The 21,796-nt window shown below is 55.8% G+C and carries 18 protein-coding genes and 1 pseudogene; 8 read left to right on the plus strand and 11 right to left on the minus strand.

All coding sequences use genetic code 11. From position 1 onward, the window contains the following. Window positions 1-34 precede the first annotated feature (34 nt). From ASC74_RS12245 to ASC74_RS12265, 5 genes are all read left to right on the plus strand, one after another. Window positions 35-925 (plus strand): LysR substrate-binding domain-containing protein, encoded by an 891-nt coding sequence (locus ASC74_RS12245; RefSeq protein ID WP_056741600.1) that lies wholly within the window; start codon window positions 35-37, stop codon window positions 923-925. Between the two features lie 16 nt (window positions 926-941). Continuing rightward, a complete protein-coding gene (gene thrC, locus ASC74_RS12250; RefSeq protein WP_056741601.1) occupies window positions 942-2,321 on the plus strand; it encodes a threonine synthase in 1,380 nt (459 codons plus the stop codon). A gap of 22 nt (window positions 2,322-2,343) precedes the next feature. After that, window positions 2,344-2,781 carry an Lrp/AsnC family transcriptional regulator gene (locus ASC74_RS12255; RefSeq protein WP_056741602.1) on the plus strand — a complete coding sequence of 146 codons (438 nt, stop codon included), beginning with the start codon at window positions 2,344-2,346 and terminating at the stop codon, window positions 2,779-2,781. Window positions 2,782-2,957: 176 nt separating this feature from the next. Then, a complete protein-coding gene (locus ASC74_RS12260; protein ID WP_056741603.1) occupies window positions 2,958-4,001 on the plus strand; it encodes a homoserine dehydrogenase in 1,044 nt (347 codons plus the stop codon). 10 nt (window positions 4,002-4,011) lie between these two features. Then, window positions 4,012-5,424: an aldehyde dehydrogenase family protein gene (locus tag ASC74_RS12265; protein ID WP_056741604.1), complete on the plus strand. Its 1,413-nt coding sequence runs from the start codon at window positions 4,012-4,014 to the stop codon at window positions 5,422-5,424. Window positions 5,425-5,535: 111 nt separating this feature from the next. Here ASC74_RS12265 and ASC74_RS12270 read toward each other — a convergent pair whose 3' ends face one another. From ASC74_RS12270 to ASC74_RS12310, 10 genes and pseudogenes are all read right to left on the minus strand, one after another. Then, window positions 5,536-6,798, minus strand: a complete 1,263-nt coding sequence (locus tag ASC74_RS12270) for an OprD family porin (RefSeq protein ID WP_056741605.1) — start codon at window positions 6,796-6,798, stop codon at window positions 5,536-5,538. Window positions 6,799-6,944: 146 nt separating this feature from the next. Next, on the minus strand, window positions 6,945-8,597 hold the full coding sequence (locus ASC74_RS12275) for an AMP-binding protein (RefSeq protein ID WP_056741606.1): 1,653 nt from the start codon (window positions 8,595-8,597) through the stop codon (window positions 6,945-6,947). Continuing rightward, complete coding sequence (locus tag ASC74_RS12280) at window positions 8,594-9,331, minus strand: nitroreductase (RefSeq protein ID WP_056741607.1); 738 nt, start codon at window positions 9,329-9,331, stop codon at window positions 8,594-8,596. The genes ASC74_RS12275 and ASC74_RS12280 overlap by 4 nt, the downstream gene beginning before the upstream one ends. 62 nt (window positions 9,332-9,393) lie before the next feature. Then, entirely contained in the window at window positions 9,394-10,740 is a 1,347-nt protein-coding gene (locus tag ASC74_RS12285) for an MFS transporter (RefSeq protein WP_056741608.1), read from the minus strand. Between the two features lie 241 nt (window positions 10,741-10,981). Beyond that, window positions 10,982-11,998 (minus strand): AraC family transcriptional regulator, encoded by a 1,017-nt coding sequence (locus ASC74_RS12290; RefSeq protein WP_056741609.1) that lies wholly within the window; start codon window positions 11,996-11,998, stop codon window positions 10,982-10,984. 65 nt (window positions 11,999-12,063) lie between these two features. Next, window positions 12,064-12,831: a methyl-accepting chemotaxis protein gene (locus ASC74_RS32660; protein ID WP_442965777.1), complete on the minus strand. Its 768-nt coding sequence runs from the start codon at window positions 12,829-12,831 to the stop codon at window positions 12,064-12,066. A gap of 87 nt (window positions 12,832-12,918) precedes the next feature. After that, window positions 12,919-14,007, minus strand: a pseudogene (locus ASC74_RS32665) (cache domain-containing protein); the annotation flags it as partial. Window positions 14,008-14,118: 111 nt separating this feature from the next. Then, on the minus strand, window positions 14,119-15,222 hold the full coding sequence (locus tag ASC74_RS12300; protein ID WP_056741611.1) for a mandelate racemase/muconate lactonizing enzyme family protein: 1,104 nt from the start codon (window positions 15,220-15,222) through the stop codon (window positions 14,119-14,121). Then, window positions 15,219-16,322: an alcohol dehydrogenase family protein gene (locus ASC74_RS12305; RefSeq protein ID WP_236713276.1), complete on the minus strand. Its 1,104-nt coding sequence runs from the start codon at window positions 16,320-16,322 to the stop codon at window positions 15,219-15,221. The genes ASC74_RS12300 and ASC74_RS12305 overlap by 4 nt, the downstream gene beginning before the upstream one ends. A gap of 272 nt (window positions 16,323-16,594) precedes the next feature. Further along, window positions 16,595-17,254 (minus strand): dimethylsulfonioproprionate lyase family protein, encoded by a 660-nt coding sequence (locus ASC74_RS12310; RefSeq protein WP_082555810.1) that lies wholly within the window; start codon window positions 17,252-17,254, stop codon window positions 16,595-16,597. Between the two features lie 155 nt (window positions 17,255-17,409). Here ASC74_RS12310 and ASC74_RS12315 point away from each other — a divergent pair, with 155 nt between their 5' ends. The 3 genes from ASC74_RS12315 (at window position 17,410) to ASC74_RS12325 (ending at window position 20,965) form a co-directional block, all read left to right on the plus strand. After that, window positions 17,410-18,399, plus strand: a complete 990-nt coding sequence (locus ASC74_RS12315) for a LysR family transcriptional regulator (protein WP_056741613.1) — start codon at window positions 17,410-17,412, stop codon at window positions 18,397-18,399. Between the two features lie 327 nt (window positions 18,400-18,726). Further along, window positions 18,727-19,620 carry a dihydrodipicolinate synthase family protein gene (locus ASC74_RS12320; RefSeq protein ID WP_056741614.1) on the plus strand — a complete coding sequence of 298 codons (894 nt, stop codon included), beginning with the start codon at window positions 18,727-18,729 and terminating at the stop codon, window positions 19,618-19,620. Window positions 19,621-19,639: 19 nt separating this feature from the next. Then, window positions 19,640-20,965: an NAD(P)/FAD-dependent oxidoreductase gene (locus ASC74_RS12325; protein WP_056741615.1), complete on the plus strand. Its 1,326-nt coding sequence runs from the start codon at window positions 19,640-19,642 to the stop codon at window positions 20,963-20,965. A 130-nt stretch (window positions 20,966-21,095) separates the two neighbouring features. Here the strand turns inward: ASC74_RS12325 and ASC74_RS12330 are convergent, their stop codons facing one another. Continuing rightward, on the minus strand, window positions 21,096-21,704 hold the full coding sequence (locus ASC74_RS12330) for a trimeric intracellular cation channel family protein (RefSeq protein ID WP_056741616.1): 609 nt from the start codon (window positions 21,702-21,704) through the stop codon (window positions 21,096-21,098). Between the last annotated feature and the right edge of the window lie 92 nt (window positions 21,705-21,796).

Below are 21,796 nucleotides of genomic sequence, written 5' to 3' on the forward strand. Positions count from 1 at the left end.
GCTCGGTGGAGGGGGCGTCATTGAGGTTCAGACCATGAAGCAAAAGACGTTACCCCCATTGAACTGGTTGCGGGCATTCGAGGTGTCCGCCCGTTGCCTGAACTTCACTCACGCTGCTGAAGAACTGTTTTTGACCCAGGGTGCGGTAAGCCAGCAGATCCGCCAATTGGAAAGCCATCTGGGGGTGGCGCTGTTCAAGCGTTTGCCCCGTGGCCTGGGGCTGACCGAGGAAGGTCAGGCCTATCTGCCGGTCGTGCAGGATGCAATCACTCGACTGTCGGTGGGGACCAACGAGATTTTTGGCCAGCACAAACGCCGGCCGATCAAGGTGCGCGGCAGCCTGGCGTTTTTCGTGCACTGGCTGGCACCCAAGCTGGTGGATTTTCGCCAGGCCCATCCACAGGTCGACATCCGCTACATCAGCAACATCTGGGTTAAAGAACTGGATGGTGAGGACGACATGGAAATTCGCTGGGGCCATGGTCAATGGCCCGGCCTGGTGTCGCAGCGCCTGACTTGGGACACCTTGTTTCCGGTCTGCTCGCCAGCCCTGATGGCGAGCTCGCCGCTGACGGTGCCGGCGGACGTGGCGAACCATCCGTTGTTGCATGTCCTGGGTTACGAAGAGGGTTGGGGTTACTGGTTGAACATGGTCGGTGCGGACACCGTCGATTCGTCGACCGGCATGCAGTTCGACACACTGATTTCCACCTTGCGCATGGCCGAGTTGGGACAGGGGATTGCCCTGGCCCGGTCCTCGATGGTTGAAGAGATGCTTCAGGACGGACGACTGGTCGAGCCTTTCGACCAGCGCATCGAAGCCAGCGAGTCGTTTTACCTCGTACGCGGTTCCGGGGCCGACCAGCACCCTGACGCGGTCATGTTTTCCACCTGGCTGGTCGAGCAGGCACATCGTTTCAAATGAATGGCCGGAGCCAACCATGCGCTATGTAAGTACCCGAAATTCGGCCGTTCAGGTCGATTTCGAAAGGGTCGTGTTGTCTGGGATTGCCGAGGACGGTGGGTTGTTCGTGCCGCTCGAACTGCCACTGTTCGAACCGCAGGACATCGCCAACTGGTCGACGTTGCCCTATGACGAACTGGCCTATCGAGTGATGAGTCCGTTTGTTGGCGAGGCAATCCCCGAGGCAGACCTCAGATGCATGCTCAAGGAGGCTGGCAGCCAATTCAGCCATCGATCCCTGGCACCTTTGCATCAGGTGGATCGCAACGAATGGGTATTGGAGCTGTTCCATGGACCGACCCGCTCCTCGAAGGATTTTGCCGCCCAGTTGCAGGCACGGCTGGTGCAATACTTTCTGCGCAAACGCGGGCGTCGCGCGGTGGTGCTCGGTGCCACCAACGGCGATACCGGACTCGCCGCCATCGAGGCATTCAAGCACTGCGACGAAACGGACGTGGTGGTGTTTTACCCGGAGGCAGGTGTACCGCAAGACCAACTCCAGCATCTGCAAGCGGTGGCGCATCCCAAGGTTCATCAGTTCGCAGTGAATGGCAGCTTCGACGAGTGCCAGGCCATCGTCACCCGGCTTTTCCTTCAGTGGCCGTACACGCAGCACGAGGCGATCAGTTTCAACTCCAGCAACTGGGTCAGTGTGTTGGCGCAACTGGTGTTTTATTTCCACGCCGTGCTGCAACTGGGGGGCGGTCAGCGTCCGATTGGTTTCAGCGTGCCAGCCGCGAGTTTTGCCGAGGTCTATGCCGGTTACATCGCGCAGAAAATGGGCTTGCCGATCACTCAGATAATCGTTGCGACCAACCAGAATGACGCGTTGCATCAGTTGTTTCTGAAGAACCACTACTCCAGGTTGCGAGCCAACAAGACCTTGTCGCCGGCCATGGACCTGTCGATCTTTTCTAACCTGGAACGTTTTCTCTGGGAACTCTACGGGCATGACGATCAGGCCGTGAGCGCGCTGATGGCAACGTTCGAATCCAGCGGCGAGATGACCATCGCCAACGAGTTCTGGTTGCAGGCACGGATGATCATCGACTCTTACGCGGTCAGTGATGAGGAGACACTGAAGGAAATCACCTCGCTGTATCGCGACACCGGTTACGTCATCGACCCGCATACCGCCACCGGTGTCCTCGCGGCCAGGTTGTATCGCCGAAGCCTGGTGGCGCCGATGGTTACCCTGGGGGAAATCTCGCCGGCCAAATCGGCGGTGCTGCTCGGCGAGCTGGGGATCAGCACGCCGGCGCAACACGGTCCGGTCGCGGAGCAAGGGCCGGCGCAGCTTTGCCGGATTCAACCGGACGACCTCGACACCATCCATCAACTGCTCGGCGCGCTGTGAAGGCGCAGCAACAGGAGGCCAAGTGAAGCGAATTCTGGACCCTCTCGATGAACACATCATCGCGGAACTGCGGCTCAATGCCCGGGCTGCCCACGCCGAGCTGGCTGCGAAGGTCAACCTGTCGCGCAATGCCGTGCGCCAGCGCATTGAACGGCTTGAGCGCGACGGGGCGATACAGGGTTATACGATACGCACGGGGGAGGGGCGACAAGCTTCTTCGAATATCAATGCGGTGATTTTCGTCTACCGCTATGACCGCATGCGCGGCGCGGAAGTGCTGCAGGCCCTGCGGGCAATACCGGAAGTCATTCAGTGCGATGTGATGAGTGGCGAGTTCGATCTGATGTTGCGGGTCGGCGCTGCCAGTCCGGAGCGGGTGCATAAGGTCTGGAATGAAATCTCCGCGTTGCCCGGGGTGGAAAACACCGTGACCTCATTCGTGCTGTCGTCCGTCGTTTAACCCCTTTGTCGTTCTAAAAAAAGCCAACCTGTGTTGGCTTTTTTTATGCCTGGCGTTTTGCCCGGGTGCTGGTCAAAACGCCCACAAAATAGAGCAAATTGGCCTATTTCACTGCCCTGGTCGCGTCCCTAACCTAGAGCCCAACAACCCATCACCCGGATCAAGGGCATAAAAAAATGACTGAATACAAACTGGCGCTGGTCGGCTTCGGCGGTGTGAACCGGGCATTGGCTCAGATGATTGCCGAACGTAACGAAAACTGGAAAACCGAACTGGGTTTTACCCTGAAAATCGTTGGCGTGACCGACCTGTTTCTCGGCTCGGTGATTGGCCGCGAAGGGCTGGACGCCGCGTTGCTGGCCAAGCTGCCGGCAGTCAAAGGTGCATTGGCGCAGTTGCCGGGTGGCGCAGCTGAGGCCCTGAACGAAGCGGTGATCAAGGATTGCGGTGCAGACATCATTGTCGAGGCCACCTTCACCAATCCGGTGGACGGCGAGCCGGCCACCTCGTTCTGCCGTTGGGCGCTGGAACGCGGCAAACATGTAGTCACCACTAACAAGGGACCCATTGCCTTGCACGGCGCCGAGCTGAAAGCACTGGCCCGACGCAATAACGTCGCCTTTGAATACGAAGGTTCGGTGATGAGTGGCACGCCGGTTATTCGCGTAGCCAAGCAGTCGCTGGCAGGCAGTTCGATTGTCGGTTTCGAGGGGATTCTCAACGGCACGTCCAACTTCGTTCTTACCTGTATGGAAGGTGGATTGGGGTTTGCCGAAGCGGTCAGTAAAGCTCAGGAGTTGGGGTACGCCGAAGCCGATCCGACGGCGGATGTCGAGGGGCATGACGTGCGCCTCAAAGTGGTGATCCTGGCCAATGAACTGCTGGATGCCAAGCTGAACGTCAGCGATGTCAGGTGCAGCGGTATTTCCTCACTCGACCTTGGCGACATCGAAAAAGCCCGGCAGGACGGGGCTCGCTGGAAGCTTATTGGCGCGGCCACGCGGCATGCCGATGGTTCGATCAGCGCCAGTGTCGAACCGCGTCTGTTGAAACACGATCATCCGCTGGCCGGTATTTCCGGCGCCACCAATGCCGTGTCGTTTACCACCCATCTGCTCGGCGCGGTGACGGTTTCGGGGCCGGGGGCAGGGCGCATGGAAACAGCGTTTGCGCTGCTGTCTGACATCATCAGCATCCATCAGTCTGTTGCACACAACTAGGAGAATGCCTGTGAACCTATCGCGTCTGGCCCTGGCTGTTGTGGAGCCACAAATCGAAGTCTTTAACCCCTTTGACGGCACCGTCATCGGGACCGTCGCAGATGTCTGTGCGTCGCAAGTGCCGCAGTTGCTGGAGACCGGGCGCAGCGGTGCGCGAGTGTGTGCCGGGTTACCGCGTCATCGTCGGGCACGCATTCTCGAACAAGCTGCATTGAACATCGAGCGTGATGCCCAAGCGTTTGCCCGGCTGATCGTCGCCGAAGCCGGCAAGACCTTCAAGCAGGCTGAAAAAGAAGTCAAACGCTGCGTCAACACCCTCAAGCTTTCTGCCGAAGAGGCCAAGCGTAATGCCGGGGAAGTGGTGCCTTTCGACGCCTATGAGGGCTCCGAGTCGCGCCAAGGCTGGTTTTCCCGCGAACCCTTGGGCCTGATCGTTGCGATCACCCCGTACAACGATCCGTTGAATCTGGTGGCGCACAAGCTCGGTCCCGCCATTGCCGGCGGCAACGCGGTGATTCTCAAACCGTCTGAGCTGGCGCCGTTGTCGGCCATCAAGCTGGTGTCGTATCTGGTCATGGCAGGGCTACCCGAATCGGTGGTCACGGTCGCCACCGGGGGCGCGGAACTGGGCAAGGCCTTAGTGGCCTCACGTGAGGTGCGGATGATTTCCTTTACTGGCGGCTTCGTCACCGGGGAGCAGATTGCACGCACGGCCGGCCTGAAGAAGCTCGCCATGGACTTGGGCGGCAATGCGCCGGTGATCGTCATGGGCGACTGCGACCTTGAGGCCGCCGTCGAGAGTTGCTTGTCAGGGGCCTTCTGGGCAGCGGGGCAGAACTGCATAGGCACTCAGCGTTTGCTGATTCAGGCGTCGATTTATGAAGCGTTCCGTGAGCGTTTTGTCAGCCAGGCCAAGGCGCTTGTGAACGGCGACCCTATGCGTGCCGACACTGATATCGGCCCGATGATTACCCCGCAAGCTGCGCAGAATGCCGAGCAAGTGGTGAACGACGCGTTGCAAGAGGGCGCCACATTGCTCTGCGGCCATCGGCGCCAAGGCTCGTGCTACGCCGCTACGGTATTGGAAAACGTCGATCATTGCAGTCGGCTGTGGCGCACCGAAGTCTTCGCGCCGGTGGTGGTTTTGCAGCTTTTCGAAACCTTCGATGAGGCCATCGCATTGGCCAACGAGCCCGAATACAGCCTGCATGCGGGGATCTTCACCAATGATCTGGCAACGGCCATGAGCGCCGCACGAAGAATCGAAGCCGGGGGTGTGATGATCAACGACTCCTCCGACTACCGCTTCGATGCGATGCCGTTTGGTGGCTCCAAATACGGCAGCCTGGGCCGGGAAGGGGTGCGCTTCGCCTATGAGGAAATGACCCAACCCAAGGTGGTGTGCCTGAACACGCTGGGTTAATCGATTCGAGGAACATCTAATCAGGTCGTTTTGCATTGGGAAGGTCTGGTCACCCGCCCAATGCATTTTTTTTCTGGCGATAGCTGCATTTATTGCCAATTAAGAGGTCTCTCAGAACTTGAAGGTGTATCGAAAGATCAGACGATTTTCGTTGGCGCTGTCGGCGTAGGTGGAACGATTCGTGGAGTTGCGCCACTGTGCCGATACGTTCTTGAGCGGGCCACTTTGTACGGTGTAAGTAATGTCGGTGACGCGCTCCCACTCTTTGCCATCCTGCCCTTGAGATCGAAGGTTGGCAGCCAGGGATGTTCCCAAACGTGCAGGGTCTACTTCGTCGCCTTTTACATACTTCAGGCCCAGGGTCAGGCCGGGTAAACCGGCGGCTGCGAAATCAAAATCGTAACGTGCGATCCAGACGCGCTCGTCCGGTGCTGTAAAGGTACTGACCAACGACTCGCCGAACAGATAGGTATCAGCGCCATTCACCATGGCGAACGACGTTTCGCCCCAGGCTTTCTGAAAGCCGACGCCAAACGTATGGCCGCTCTGACGGTAGGAGAACATCGTACTGAGCGTGCGGTTGTCCACTTCACCCAGGCTTTCATCCCCGGTTTCGCTGGCAGCAAAGTAGCGAATGTCAGAGATCACCGATCCGGTTCCCAGCGCTCGTTCGTACTTCAAGCCGAAAAAATTCGAGCGGTAGAGGTCTTCCAGTTCGGCCACATGGTAGCTGAGCGAAAGTTGCGGCATCACTTTGTAGTCAAAGGCCAAATAGGTGTAGTGATCGGCCTGTACCGGCTTGTATCCGAACGTGGTCAGGGATTCAAAGTCCGTAGAGTTACGCTGCTTCACGGCGTTAATGCGTAAAGCACTGAAGGTCAAAGGTTCGAGGTCTTTAGAGATCAGCATTCCACCGCGGAACACCTGTGGGAGCAGGCGGCTGTTGTTGCTGGATAACAGGGGCAGCACGGGATTGAGACCACCGATGCGTAGTTCGCTGCGTCCCAGGCGAGCCTTGGCGGTTGGAATGAACTTGCTGTACTCGTCATTCACATTGCGCTGCGAATCAAAGGCCAGCAGGCCGGAACCGGTCCGGTCGGGACTGGAGTCCAGTTTGACCCCGAGCAGGCCGAGCGCATCGACGCCAAAGCCCAGCGTGCCCTGGGTGAAGCCCGACTGCACGTTCAAGATGAAACCTTGGGCCCATTCATCGCGTTTGGATTGGCTGGCGCCTTCGTTGCGAAAATCACGGTTGTAATAGAAGTTACGTAATTCAAGGCTTGTCTGCGTGTCGCCGATGAAGTCTGCAAAGGCGTTGGGGATCGCGCAAGTGAACACGATTGTCGAGAACGATGTCATGCGTTTTTTTGACATGTCTAATGCACCATTTGTTGTTGTTTTTGGTGTCGGCAGCGCGCACCTCTCCCTGAGAGAGCGACGCGGCTGCGCTCCGCACGTTGATGAATGTGTGGGTGTCAGTTGTGCAGGATCAGCGTGATTCGAGCGAGATCACGCAGGTGTCAGCCACTTGAAGCCAGTCGTACGATCGCTTCCTGACTGCCGGCCTGTTGGCGAAGAATGAACTTCTGGATTTTTCCGGTGGCCGTTTTTGGAAGCTCCATGAAGATCACCCGGCTTGGGCACTTGTAGCGGGCCAGGCGTGCCTGGCAATACGCGATGAGTTCCGCTTCTGTAGGGGAGAGGGCTTCGCTTTTCAGTTCGATAAAAGCGCAGGGCACTTCGCCCCATTTATCGTCCGGCTGCGCGACCACGGCGGCATGAAGTACCGCTGCATGGCTATGGAGGATGTCTTCAATTTCGACGGAGGATATATTTTCGCCACCCGAAATGATGACGTCCTTGCAACGGTCGGTGATCTGCATGTAACCGTCTGCATGAACCACTGCGACGTCACCGGTATGAAACCAGCCGCCCTCGAATGCCTTTTGCGTGGCGGTCTGGTTTTTCAGGTAGCCCATCATCACGGTATTGCCTCGCAGCAGCAGTTCGCCGGTGGTCTGGCCATCATGGGGGACGGGTTGTAGCGTTTGCGGGTCCGCGACCATCAAGCCTTCAAACGCTGCAGCACGTGCGCCTTGTCGAACACGCATTTTCGCTTTGTCTCGATCGGGGAGCTCATCCCATCCGTCCTGCCACACGCAGCTGATCGGCGTGCCCGCCACTTCAGTAATGCCATACACATGGTCAACCTGAAAACCCATCGATACCACCGCGTCCAGCACGGTTGCAGGTGGCGGGGAACCTGCCGTCAATACGCGAACCGGGTGGGGCAGCGCGGGGGAATCGGATGCATTGGCGATCATGGCCATCACCGTGGGGGCCGCGCAGAAATGATCAACCTGGTGTTTGGCAATCGCGTCGAGCACCGTTTCTGCCGATACCTTGCGCAGGCACACATGGGTGCCGGCCGCTGCCGTGATCGCCCATGTGAAGCACCAGCCGTTGGCGTGGAACATGGGTAACGTCCACAGGTATCGAGGCGCTTGCGGGAGCGACCAATTGGTCATCTGTAACAGGCTCATCAAGTAGGTGCCACGGTGGCTGACTACCACGCCTTTCGGGTCTCCCGTGGTGCCCGAGGTGTAATTGAGGGCGATAGCTTGCCACTCGGTATTCGGCCAAAGCCCTTCGAAATTCTCGTCGCCCTCGGCGAGCAGTGTTTCGTAGTCGGGCATCTGCGAGTCGACGCACACGGCGGCCAGGTGATCGCGAATGTTGATCACTGCCGGGCGGCATTCGAGTCGCTCAAGGGCCGCGCAGGCAACGGCCATGTACTCACAATCGACCAGCAGCAACTTGCATTCGCTGTGACGCAAAATAAACGCAATGCCTTCGGCGTCCAGGCGATGGTTAATCGTGTTGAGGATGGCGCCCGATAACGGAATCCCGAAATGCGCTTCGACCATCGCCGGCGTGTTGGGCGAGAGGATGGAGACCGTATCGCCTGGAAGGATCCCTCTGCCCACCAGCGCCGATGCAAGCCGGTAGCAGCGCTCGCGGGTTTGCGCCCAAGTCCTCTGCAGCTCGCCATGGACAATGGCGACGCGTTCGGGGTGAACCAGTGCGGCTCTATCCAAAAAGCCGAGGGGTGTCAGCGGGACATGGTTCGCCGGACTCTGATCGAGTCCGTGAGTGTAGGCACCAGTAATCATGGACAGGTCTCCTTATTATTATGAAAAACGGCGAAAGCGCTGACCGGCTCACGGGCCGTGACCAGCGTGTTTTCAATGGACGCGGGATCGGCGTAGCCAAGGCTCATGCCGCACACCAGCATTTGCCCGGCCGGAATGCCCAGAACCTCTGAAATGACTTTGTGATATTTGAGAAAGGCGGCTTGTGGGCACGTGTGCAAGCCTCGACCGCGAGCCGCCACCATCACGCTTTGCAGGAACATGCCGTAATCCAGGAGGCTGCCCTGCTCAAGCACTTTGTCCAGCGTAAACAGCAGGCCAACCGGTGCATCGAAGAACCGGTAGTTGCGTCCGTGCTGTTGGTGCATGCGTTGCTTGTCACCCTTGGCGATCCCCAGCAGCCCGTAGAGATCCCAACCTACTTTGCGCCTGCGATCGACGTAGGGTGTGACCCATTCACGCGGGTAGTACTCGTAGGGATCTTGCGTATCGCTACTGAGCTGCGGATCGTTGTCGATGGCTTCGATCGCCACCGACAGACGTTCCTTCACGTCGCCGGTGACGACGTGAACGCGCCACGGTTGCATGTTGACCCCCGAGGCACTGAAGCGCGCGATGTCCAGAATCGCTTCGATTTCTTCACGCGACACGGCCGTCGGCAGGAAGGCTCTGACACTGCGGCGTGAGGCGATTGCCCAGTCGACGGTGCGCTTTAATTCTTGCGCTGACAGCGGCGGTAGTGACAAGCGATTCAAGGGACACATCCTTCAACTGATTGGAGTCAGACGACAACGAGATCTGGACTACAGACGGTCGGTCAGCGAGACAACGCTGGCGCTTTGCTGACCTGTGTGGAGTCCGCCCGTGCCTGGTTTACAAACGTGACCGCCAAGGCGCCAATCAGGCCTGCGAGTGCGATCACCATGAAGTTCTGCTCGAGTGGCAAAGCCAGCGAGACGAGCCAGCCGATAAGCACTGGCGCAATGATTGCGCCGATGCGACCGACACCGGAAGCGAAGCCCACGCCGGTGGAACGGATGGAAGTCGGATAGAAATCGCCCGCATAGGCGTAGGCAATTAATTGAGTGCCGAGGGTGGAGGCGCCGACAATGAACACGACCACAAACAACAACTCCGTCGAGCGTGTAAAGCCCATCACGGTCAGCGCCACCGCGCCCACGACGTAGAATGAAACCAGCACATATTTGATGTTGAACTTGTCGCTCAGCCATCCGCCTCCGAGCGCACCGACAATCGCACCTACGTTGAAAACGATGACGAAATTGAGCGCCGAGCCCAGGCTATGGCCTGACATTGCCATCAGTTTGGTCAACCACGAATTGAGTGCGTAGACCATGAACAGTCCGGTCATGAACGCTGCCCAGATCATCACCGTACTGAAGCCTCGGCCTTCGCTGAACAGGCCTTTGATCGGGGTGTTGAGCGAGGCTTCGCTCTCGGCAGGATTACCCGCAAGCACCGTCTGGCTGTCCAATGGATAAGAGGGACTGATCCTTTTGATGAGGGTGCGCAATTCCTGCTGGCGACCCTGCTTGAGCAGGAAAGCCATGGACTCCGGCATGGTCTTCAAAATCAACGGGATCAACAGCACGGGAAGGCCGGCGACGTAAAAGACCGACTGCCAACCGTGACTTTCGATCAGTTGCTTTCCGGTGAGTGCGACCAGAATGCCGCCCACGGAGTAGCCCGCAAACACTAAGGTCACCAGCCGGGTACGAAGCTTCGCCGGCGAGAACTCGCCCATTTGCGCGGTCACGATCGGCAGGACGCCACCGATCCCCAGCCCGGCGATGAAACGGGCGACGCTGAAGCTGATCGGGTCGCTAGTGAGCCCCGCAGCCGCCGTGAACAGACTGAACAACGCAACGCAGATGGCGATCATTTTGGGTCGACCGATACGGTCGGCCAGCGTCCCCAGAAAGATCGCGCCAAGCATCGTTCCCAACAGCGCCGAGCCGGCCATGATGCCTGCGCTGGTCGGGTCAATTCCCATGTCCTGCATGATGGCGGGCAATGCAGCACCCACAACGGCAAGATCGTAGCCGTCGATGACCAATATCAGCACGCACCAGAAAAGAATCAGCCGATGGAAGCTGTTGAACTTTGATTCGCCTGCGAGCGTATAGACGTTCACTGGTTGCATATCGTGTCTCCTTCGATTTTATTTTTGTTGGTGAAGTGCACTTGCCTGCATACATCGAGATAGCCGCGGTTTCCTGGCCATTCTAGGTAGGCGATGTTGGGCAGCCCATGCCTGGGCGCGCCAACTTGTGTGAGCTGGTTGGGCATGTTTGAAGAGCGCGCGCGGTTGCCAGGAAAGCAGTTCCTGGCAGGCGTCTATGGAGCGGGGAAGGAGGGCAGTGCGTCGTTTCAGTAAAGCGACACTAGTCGTCGGAATGGTTGCGCCGATAGGCGCCAGGGTTGACCCCCGTCCACTTTTTGAATGCGCGGTGGAAGGCGCTGGTTTCCTGAAAACCGGTTTGTACCGCGACTTCGGTCACCGTCAGGTCGCCACGCGAGAGCAAGTCGATGGCCATGTCGCGACGTAAATTATCCTTGAGGTTTTGATAATGAGTTCCTTCTGCTTGCAGCCGGCGCTGCAGGGTAGAGTTGGACATGCAGAGCACCTGCGCCAGCTCGTCCCTTTCTGGCCACTTGTCCGGGCTCAACCCTCGCAAGCGTCGTCTTATCTGCGCACTGATACTGTCGTCGTTGCGGTATTTGACCAAAAGGCTGGCGGGGGACTCTTTCAGAAACGCGCTGAGACTGGCGGGCGTCTGTGCAATTTTCATGTCCAGGAACTTTTTGTCGAAGGTGACCTGGGTCATTCGCGCGTCGTATTGAATCGCTTCACAAAAACGCATTCGGTAGTCGCTTTCATCAGCAGGTCTTGGGGCGCGGAAACTGAGCGCCAGCAATGGAATACGTTGGTTGACCAGCCAGCACGCCAAGCCATGGACCAGGATAAACCAGGTGCCATAAGCGAACAGACGTCGCAAGCTCCCGTGATCCTGCAGGATGATCAAGGCGTGATCTTCCTTGGTGTGCAATTCACCATGGAGGTCATCGAGTACCAGCCGCAGGAACGAAAGCATTCGCTGTAGAGCCTGGCCCAACGTGTCGCAGTCAAGGAGGGCATGGCACATCAGTTTGAAGCTGCCACGTCGCATTGGATGACTGTCGATACCGAAGAATTCGTCATCCAGCAGGTCCGCCAACTCGACCCACAGACGAGCGAATGAACTGGCAGAAACCCGTGCTCGCGGGGCGTCCAGCAGTTGAGGATCGATATCGGCTTTCTCTAATGCAAATGCCACATCGATGTCTCGTTGCCTGGCGCTGTGGAGGGCTTCATGCACCAGTGCGATTGACGTGGTTCCTTTGTCCTGGGATGTCGCCATGGTGCTCCTTGGATGGACGGGGTTAATAAGCCGACATGAAGATGTCGCGGTAAAGCCTACGAGGCTTAGGTTCTAAAGCGCCCCACCAAGCCGTTCAACTCGCCAGACAATTGCGCCAAGGTGCCTGAGTCACTGCGAGCGGCTTGCGCGAGATCTTCGACCAGTTGTGCATCGGAATGGATCTGAATGATATGCCGATTTATATCTTCAGCCACTTGGTGTTGTTCTTCTGCCGCAGTAGCAATCTGGGTGGTCTGTTCACGGATGTCTTCAACGGAACTGCGAATGTGCTCGAAACTTTCGCGCGCCTGATGAATGCGTTCGACGCTGGTCTTCGACATGGCCAAGCTATTTTGCATCTGGGTAGTTACCTCGTGGGTACGTCTAGCTAAGCCACCCAACAGGTCATCGATTTCACCGGTCGAATCAGCGGTGCGCTTTGCCAGAGCACGTACTTCGTCAGCCACTACTGCAAAACCTCGCCCTTGTTCACCGGCACGTGCCGCTTCGATGGCCGCATTGAGGGCAAGCAAATTGGTTTGATCGGCTATTGAACGAATGGTGTCCAAAATCGTGTTGATGTTTTTACTGTCTTTCTCCAGTAACTCCATAGCGTGTGTCGATAGCAGCAGGTTCTCGCTAAGCTGGCCAACGCTGCCAGTTGCCTCGTCAATGCGCAGTTGGCCATTGTTTACTTGGCTACGACCTGCGTTTGCCGAAGAGGCTGCTGCACTGCATGAGCGCGCGACCTCATTGGCTGTGGCGACCATTTCATTGAATGCTGTCGACACCAATTCCACCGCTTCTCGTTGGCGACCAGCTGCATTATTCATGTCACGGGCAACCTCAGTGGTTTTATCCGATGCTTTTTGCAAGTCACCAGAAGCCGAACTGATGCTTTGAACCAACTGCCGAATAGCCCCAAGAAACTGATTGAACCAACGGGCCAGCGTGGCGGTTTCATCTCGGCCGTGAACTTCCAGATTTCGAGTCAGATCGCCTTCCCCTTCAGCAATGCTTTCCAGACCACTCGCGACACTGCGAATCGGTCGCACGATCAGCCCAGCGAAGCTCGCCCCGACGATTGCGAAGATGACGGCAAGCGTCGCTGCGATGGCAACGATCAGCCAAGTTAGACTGGAGGCCTCAGCCATAACTTCGTCTCGTTTGATCAAACCGATAAATCGCCAGCCCAAGCCCAGGGAGCTGACTACGTTAGCCATGTAGGGCACACCGTCAATCTCGACCTGACTCACGCCATCCGCGTGCTTGGCCAGCTCAGCATAGTTGGAGCCAAGATCAGCCAGCGGTTTGAAGTTATGTTTTGAGTTACTGGGATCCACCAGGACGTTGCCATTGGCCTCGACCAGTATTAGATAGCCGCTTTTGCCTAGCTTGATGTTTTTCACTAGCTCGGTCAGTTGCTTGAGCGATACATCCAGGCCAACTACTCCTACTGGAGTACCACGGGTGTCGGCGATAGTACGTACGGTGCCGATCAACGACACATCGTCCGGCGCCCAGTAATAGGCTTCTGTGCGTACGGTGGAGCCCGGAGCGGCCATGGCCGCCTTGTACCAGGGCCGCACGCGCGGGTCGTACTTCGCCATCTTAGGATCGTCAGGCCAGGTAGCATAACCTCCGTCGTTGAGGCCTAGCGAAAGATAGGCGGTTGCCGGATGGCTTTTGGCAAATCTCTCGAAGATCCCCAACAGCTGTTGATTGATTTCGGGGAAGGGGATTTGTGCGGCTTCGGCACTCGAGTAATTTTTCAGTCCTGAAGCCGTAACGATCCGAGGATCCTTGGCGATGTATTCAACGCTCTGGCTGATGCTATCGAAGAACTGTGTCATCCCATTGTCGATCTGGCGAATTTCTCGGCCGCTGCTATCCAGGAAGTTGGCTTGTGCCGCGTCACGCAGATTTAGCACGACAATTACCGCCACTAAGATAGCTGGGAGGCAGGCGATGGTCGCAAATGCCCAAGTCAGCTTCTGTTTGATATTCATGACTTCTTCCGCTGTTATTTTTAGGAGCTGGAGCTTGGTAGGCGCGATGGGTCACAAATGCTCGTACGCTACACGCTTGGCGCTGCCGCCAAGCGTCGCCAGGATTTTGATTTAGAAGGACGCTACCGGTTCGCCAAAAATGCCCTCTTCAGGCACAACGCCCAAGCCGACTCCTTGTGGGCGTTTGATATGGCCACCTTCCACCCGTATTCCATTTTTCTGGTCGTAGTTACCCTCGATCATGGGGGCTGCGATCCAGACGCCTTCCAGCAGTTCAGGGGCGACGGTCGCGCCGATGTGGGTGCAGGCGGCCGCAATGAGATCTCCGCCCCATGCATCATCACAGGTGTGGGGCAAGTTCCGTGCTGCACAAATGTCACGGAATGCCCGCATTGGATGCAAGCCACCCAGCGCTGTGACCTTCATTCCGAAACCATCGACTAGACCGGTTCCCGCTACAGTGATCGCAGTATTTATGCTGGTACAGCTCTCGTCCATGTACATCGCATGGCTAATCTGCGAGCGGATTTTTTGGAAGTCTTCGATGGTGTTGCAAGGCTGCTCGAGGATGAAAGGGACATTTGCGCATTCGCGGCAGAGTCTCAAGGCATCGCGTGTATTCAGGCCTCGATTGGCATCTACGGCGAGCTTGATACGCGAACTGCCTACTGCTTCCCACACCTTTTGAACGGCCGCGATATCTTCCTCGATTGGCCTGCCACCTACCTTCATCTGGAGGCGGGGATAACCTTGGTTGCGCTTATCGACAGCAAGACGGACTGATTCGTCGGGATCACTGATACCAACAACAGAGTAGGAGGGGACGCGATCTGTCAAAGCACCGCCTAGTAGATCCGAAACGCTGAGACCCAGATGTTTTCCTAACAGGTCATGCAAGGCGATATCGATCGCTGCTTTGGCGTAGTTGTGACCTTTGAGTAATCCATCCATGCGTCGGTGCAGAGGAACAGGTAGCACTTCAGTGCCTACGAGTCCCTTGGCCATTTCAGTCAGAGCCGCCGCCGCACCGCCCGAATGTGACTCGGAGAAGGTCGGGCCAACAGGGCATGTCTCTCCCCACCCAAACAGTCCGTTATCCGCTACGAGTTTGACCAGCGTGGTCGTCAATGAATAGACGACCTGGTTGGCCATGGTATACGGCCCATCAAGGACCGGTAATTCATGGGTATAAATATGAACACTGGCAATTTTCATTGATTTACCTCTGGAATGATTAAAACCAACTTGCCTATGTGCGCCTTGCTCAAGAAGTCTTCTTGTGCTTGATGAATTTCATTTAGCGGATACGTTTTAGCTACGACGGGACGTATGTCTCCCGACTCTACATATGAGATGAGATTGGTGAACACCTCGGCCTCTTGAAAAGTGCAGCCATAAAGAGTGAGGTCTTTTAGATAGAGTGTACGAAGATCAATCTCTGCTATTGGGCCCGCAATCGCACCTGCAATGGCATACCGGCCTCCTAGACGAAGTACGCGTAAAAGATTCGGCCAATCGTCACCGCCCACAACGTCGACCACCACGTCCACAGAGTTTTCGCCGAGTATCGAGACCAGATCGGCTTTGCGATCAATAATGCGATCGGCACCCAAGGCCATCACCTCGGAAGCTTTGGCAGCGGAACATTGCGCAATTACGGTCGCTCCCCGTCGCTTGGCGAGCTGCACGGCGGCAGATCCCACGCCTCCCGAAGCGCCGGTGATTAACACGACCTCGACACCCAGTTTTAATCTGTGCAACATGTTTTCTGCAGTTGAATATGAACAAGGTAATGACGCGAGCTCCGCATCGGTCCAGTCGCATTCAACCTTGAGCGTCTCTTGAGAGGGTGCAACGGCAAACTGTGCAAAACCGCCGTCACATTCACTGCCAAATGTCCAACACTCATAAGGCCTATAGTCGACATAGGTACGTAGGAGATTACTTACGATCACGCGTTCGCCGATGCGTGAAGTTGCAACGCCTCGTCCAACGGCAACGATGTAACCACAACAATCGGCACCTTGAATGCGTGGGAATTTCAACGCGGCGCCCGACCAGGAGGCGTCATCGCCGTTCACGCTGTCGAAACCGTCTGCGCCACCGGAGCCGGTAGCGCTGCTGATCGATTTGGAGTACCAACCAATCCGTGTGTTGATATCCGTATTGTTGACAGCAGAGGCTCGTACTTGAATGAGCACTTCACCGTCACCCGGCTGGGGAACGGGGACATCTGTCCGGTATTCGAGTTGCTCTAGTCCACCGAGTCCATTGAGTAACACTGCATGCATCTTTGCGGGTAGGGAATGTGACATGCGTCCCCCTGATGGTGATTAACATTCTATTCGTCGATTATTGAACGCTCATTCGTGTCGCCAGTAGTTTTGCTGTGAAAAGATCTAAGTGGGCACCTCCAGCATTCTTAAATACGGTGATTTCATCTGTGGTGAAGACAGGTGGAGCCCCACGACATGGTTCAAAGAGAACCGACTGCACTGGCAAGTGGTGAACTCCAATTTCCATTGTCTCTGGGCGTTATTTCTGTCGATGACATTCGTGGGGAGATTCAACTCAATCCCGCTAAGCTTTAAAGCTCAAGTGTGAACTGTGACGATTCCTCTATGAGTCCCCAAAGTGCGAGCAGCGGCTTGTCAGTTGATCTCATTGAATGGACAGCTGCTGTTGGGTTGAACACCACACCGCCAGCTCCCGGATTCCACCATCCGACATCTTCCCGGTACCAGTCACCTTCTGATAAAACGACGTAGAACTCTGCAGGGGGATGCTTATGGAACGGATAGCAAAGGTTGGACTCCATCACTGCCAGTCCCACTGTCATCGTTGAACATTCGAACAGAGCGCCTTTTCCGAAAATCAATGCATGCCGATGTTTTTCTTCGAAAGCAGCGTCATCCCTTTCAGCTGCGGATCGCTTTATCCAGCGGCTATTGGGTAGTAATGCCTCGAGAGCTGATAGCAGAATCTTGAAGTCCCGCTGAATTCTGGGAGCACTAAACAGCGCCTTTGAGACCGTGGGTTTCAAGGAAGAGGGCAGGGAGCTGCCTTTAAAGGGAGGCAGGCCGATGTTCAAGCGGGCATCGCCCAGAGAGCGAACACAGACTTCAGTATCGCCGCCATCGACTCGGCAAAGATCGGAATGACGGGTAAGAATTCGCAGAAGTGCCTCCCGCAAAATCACTCCATGCATCAAGAGTTCTTGTTCTGACAGGTTGCGGTTGGATGGCATGACCCTTTACCTCTCGAACGTACCTGACATATAAGCGCTACATGAGGTAGCGTGTTTCGCAACCGGCCGGTTTATAGCGTCAGATCATCAGTCTAAGGCGCGGCCTATGGCCGGTAGAACCGATTTTTTATAGGGGCTAGTGATGATCTACAGTAATGGTTAAGCCCAATGAACCTGATCAAACCCTGATCAAGATGCCATCTCTACGTGCCGTCAAAGCGTTCGTAGCGGCCGCCAGGTATCAAAACTTCACACGCGCTGCTGAAGCTCTCTGCGTTACTCAAGGTGCTATCAGCCGTCAGATACGTGAGCTAGAGGCTCATCTCGGAACGGAGCTTTTCGACCGGGCAGGCCGGGCGGTCAAACTCACGGATGCTGGTTCTAATTTCTATGACGTGGTGCAGCTTTCATTTACCAGCATTGCTCAAGCGGCTGAGCGAATGCGCAGTAATACCAGCTCCAAGCATGTGGTAACCCTGTGCTGCTCGCCTGCGTTCACCCATTTTTGGCTTGGCCCGCGATTACCTTCTTTCCTGGAATCTCATCCAGAGATAGACCTGAATCTGGTCGTCACCCAAAATTTTCTATCAATGGAGACCGGTGTTCATCCGGATATCATCATTTGCAAAATGATGAAAAGCCACGACGGTTATCACAGCCAGCCACTGGTATGTGACGTCATCTATCCGGTCTGCACGCCTCAGTATCTGGAGCAGCATCCAGAGCTGCAATCCATTCAAGATCTTCGAGACGGCGCACTGCTGAACCTCAGCCCCTTTGGCCGCTCACAGGTGGCTGAGCATGTGGATTGGAGCGTTTGGTTTGCTCATCACGATATCGATCTCAATGCTCGACCCAGTCAAGCTCCACATTTCTTCAATGCTAACGACTACAACGTTCTCATCCAGCTCGCATTGGCCCACCAAGGGGTTGCCTTAGGATGGCATTACCTTGTCGCTCCCTTGGTCGAAAAAGGGCTCCTGGTGCGACCAGTCAAAGAAAAACTGGTGCATAGAGAAACCCTTCATTATTTGAATTTCAATGAGGACAAAACCCGTGATCCCAGCTGCTGCAAGCTGCGCGACTGGCTGGAAGAGCAGTTCGGTAGCGGATTGCTGCAGGATCCTGACGACTCAGATCCATGATGTCAGGTCATCAAATACACAGCGTAAAAATCGCTGTGTCTCCATCCCGCTTGTCATTATTCTTTATCTGTTGGTGTCGTTAGTAGTCTTGGAGTTGAGAGGATAAATCTATTCTTCATATAGCGCTCACGAGCGCCAAGCAGACGCTCGCATTCAATTAAGCAATGACAGTAAACACTCATCTTTTTGGTAAGTAATGGGCGGAATTTATAACAGGCGATTTGGTTTGTTGACTGCGGAAAACCGCTTCATGCTCACGAGTTACATCCGGCTGAGAACTATCCGGCTGATTTTTTTCCAGCAAAGAACAAGAGGAGGTTTGAATCAATGTCCGTATTCGCTTTTTCCGGCATCAATCTGGCTATTACAACGCCATTTGATGCACAGGGCAAAATTGATTATCCGCGTTTTGAAAGTTTGATTGAACGCTACCTCTCCGCTGGTGTGCATGGGTTTGTCCTGAGTTCCGGCACGGGCATGCACGTTTACCTCAGCAAGGAAGAGTCCAGGCAACTTGTGGCTTTCGGTTCAAAAATCATCAATGGTCGTGCACGAGTGATCGTGCAAACCTCTGCCCTGCTTGCGGACGAAGTAGTGGAACGCACCCGTCATGCGGCCGAATGCGGGGCAGATGGAGTCATGGTACTGCCGCCGTTTTTCGAAGGCCCAACCGATGACCAGGGCATCATTGACTTCTATTCCACTGTGTCTGAAGCCGGTCTGCCAATCATCGGCTACAACGTGCCTCAGGCTGTCGGCGTAGAAGTCACGCCGTCCCTGTTCCGTCAATTGAGCGAAATCCCGAATTTTGTATCGGTCAAAGACAGCAGCGGCGATCTTGCTGCGCAGGCGTCGCTGATCCGTACAGGCCTGCCGACGATGAATGGCGCCGACCCGCTGGTGCCATACGCTCTCTTTGCCGGCGCTGCTGGCCTGATTTGGGGGGGCGCAAACATGGCGCCTCGCTCTTGCGTTGCGGTGGTAAATGCCGCCCTGGAGCAGGATTGGGTTCGTGCTCGGGAGATCTGGCGTTCGCTTGAGCCAGTCATGTCGCTGATCTGGCAGGGCGACTACGTCCAATCAGTCTATGCAGGTTCCGAGATCACTGGTTACGGAGCTGGAAATCCTCGTCGTCCATTGGCGCGTTTGTCCGCTGACAAAATCGACGCACTCAAGGCTCTGCTTGAACCACTGATCACTCTCGAGTCCGACCTCGCCTGACGATTTGGGAGTAGTAATCATGTACGTAGCCACTAAGTTTCCAAAAAACAGCAGTCGTTCCGCTTGGGTTGAGATGCTTCCTCCGCGAACTCCTACCTCGTCGCTTGATGGGGCCGTGACCGCTGACGTTGCAATCATTGGTGCCGGCTTCGCTGGATTGTCTGCTGCACGACGGTTATCGCAGCTCGATCCAACACTGCGAGTCGCTGTTCTGGAAGCAGGTGTTATCGGAGAAGGTGCCACCGGACGTAATTCAGGATTCATCATCGATTTACCTCATGAAGTCAGCTCGCAGGATTTCGGTGGCACGTCAACAGAACGTGCTCGGCGGGATATCACGCTCTACCGCACGGCGATTAGTTTGGCCACAGACATGGCGGAAGAGTATGGGTGGGGGCGTGAAATCATCGATCCCTGCGGTCGCTACAGCGTGGCAATCAGCCAGAAAGGCGATGCCCACATCGTTAGCTATGCTCGCCAGCTTATGGGTTTGGGTGAGTCGCATCAGATCCTTGATGCCAAGGGTATTTATGAAGTCACTGGCAGCCGTATTTACACCTCCGGGCTTTACATGCCTGGAACAGTGATGGTGCAACCTGCAGCGTACATTAGAGCTGTTGCGGATGGTCTTCGAAGCTCAGCGACGTTGTACGAGAACTCCCCAGTACAATCCTTCGAGAAGCAGTCTGGTCATTGGTTGTTGAAAACCGCCAAAGGTTCGGTCACGGCCAAGCGAGTCATCTTGGCCAACAATGGCCACGCTCAGAGCTTTGGCTTGTTTCGCGGACAGATGTTGCATGTCTTCACCTATGCGTCCATGACCGAGCCTTTCGATTCAAATCGCCTCAGCGGAAGACGCGACTGGGCGGCGACACCGGCATTACCTATGGGAACTACAGTACGTCGTGTAAGTGGCTCTGACGGTGACCGCATCTTGATTCGCTCACGTTATTCATATCACGCGGGATTGGAAATCAACGAGGGTCATGTACGAAGCGCAGGTCGGGTGCATGACAGTAAGTTCGCAGATCGCTTCCCTGACCTTGTCGGAGTGAAAATGCAGTATCGCTGGGGTGGCCCTATGGCATTAACCTGGAACAGCGTGCCGATTTTCGGGGAGATAGAGCAAGGTCTGTTTGCCGCTTGCGCTTGCAATGGCCTGGGGGCTTCGAAGTCGACAGCCGCCGGTATAGCTGCCGCAGAAGCGGCCCTGGGGATGAAGTCGCAGTTGGTTGAAATTTTTTCCAGTTATGACTCACCGAAAAATCTGCCGCCTCAGCCGTTTCTGAGCATTGGTGCGAAGGCTGACTTAAGGCTACGCGAGTGGCGTGCAGGGCGTGAGTAAACCCTTGAACATCAAGTGAGCGATCGCACCTATCGTCGAGGAGAGCCAAGAGCGATCTTTGAGCGGGAACTGAATGCGCTGTGCGCAAGATTATCGATAAAGGCTTCTCTGGCTCGGTGCTTGGAATGTCTCATCCCTGTTTGGTAGAAAAAAACGCTGGCATTTGAAGATGTTTGTAAATGGCAAAAAATCTCAGGCCGACGGTAAAAACCAGGGCAAAGCACCCGGCGATCCAGATCGATGGGAACATGTTGCGCAACACCACATACAGGGTGCATCCCAGCAAGATCGGCGTAGCGTAGATATCACGCGACATCAACAACGAGACTCTACCGGCCAGGACATCGCGCGCTATTCCGCCTCCAATGCTGGTCAGCACGCCCATCATCACGGCCAACGGCGCGGGAAGGTTCAATGCAATCACTTTCTCCGTTGCAGCCAATCCGAACAGAGCTGCCGCCAAACCATCGAGATAGAGCAACAGCCGATAGCGTTGTTGTAATCTTTGAGTCAGAAAAAACGCCAGCAGGGCAGCAAACAAGGCCGCCCAAATGTAATTGAAGTCTGCAATCCAAAAGATCGGCAGGTCCAGTAGCAGATCTCTAAGAGTGCCACCGCCAATGGCAGTGATAATGCCAAGCACCACAGCACCGAATAAATCGACATCGGCTTTTTTGATAGCCAGCACACCAGTTATGGAAAACACGGCTATGCCTAACATTTCCTGAAAATAAAGCATCCGGTGTTCCTTTCTCGACTTTCTGGCTGGTCAATTACGGCGACGAGAGTAATCCGTCGCGTACCGATCTTGAAACATCCTCGCTTTTTGGG

Origin of the sequence: Pseudomonas sp. Root329 (assembly GCF_001424925.1) — a bacterium.
In the GTDB taxonomy this organism is placed as follows: Bacteria; Pseudomonadota; Gammaproteobacteria; order Pseudomonadales; family Pseudomonadaceae; genus Aquipseudomonas; species Aquipseudomonas arabinosi.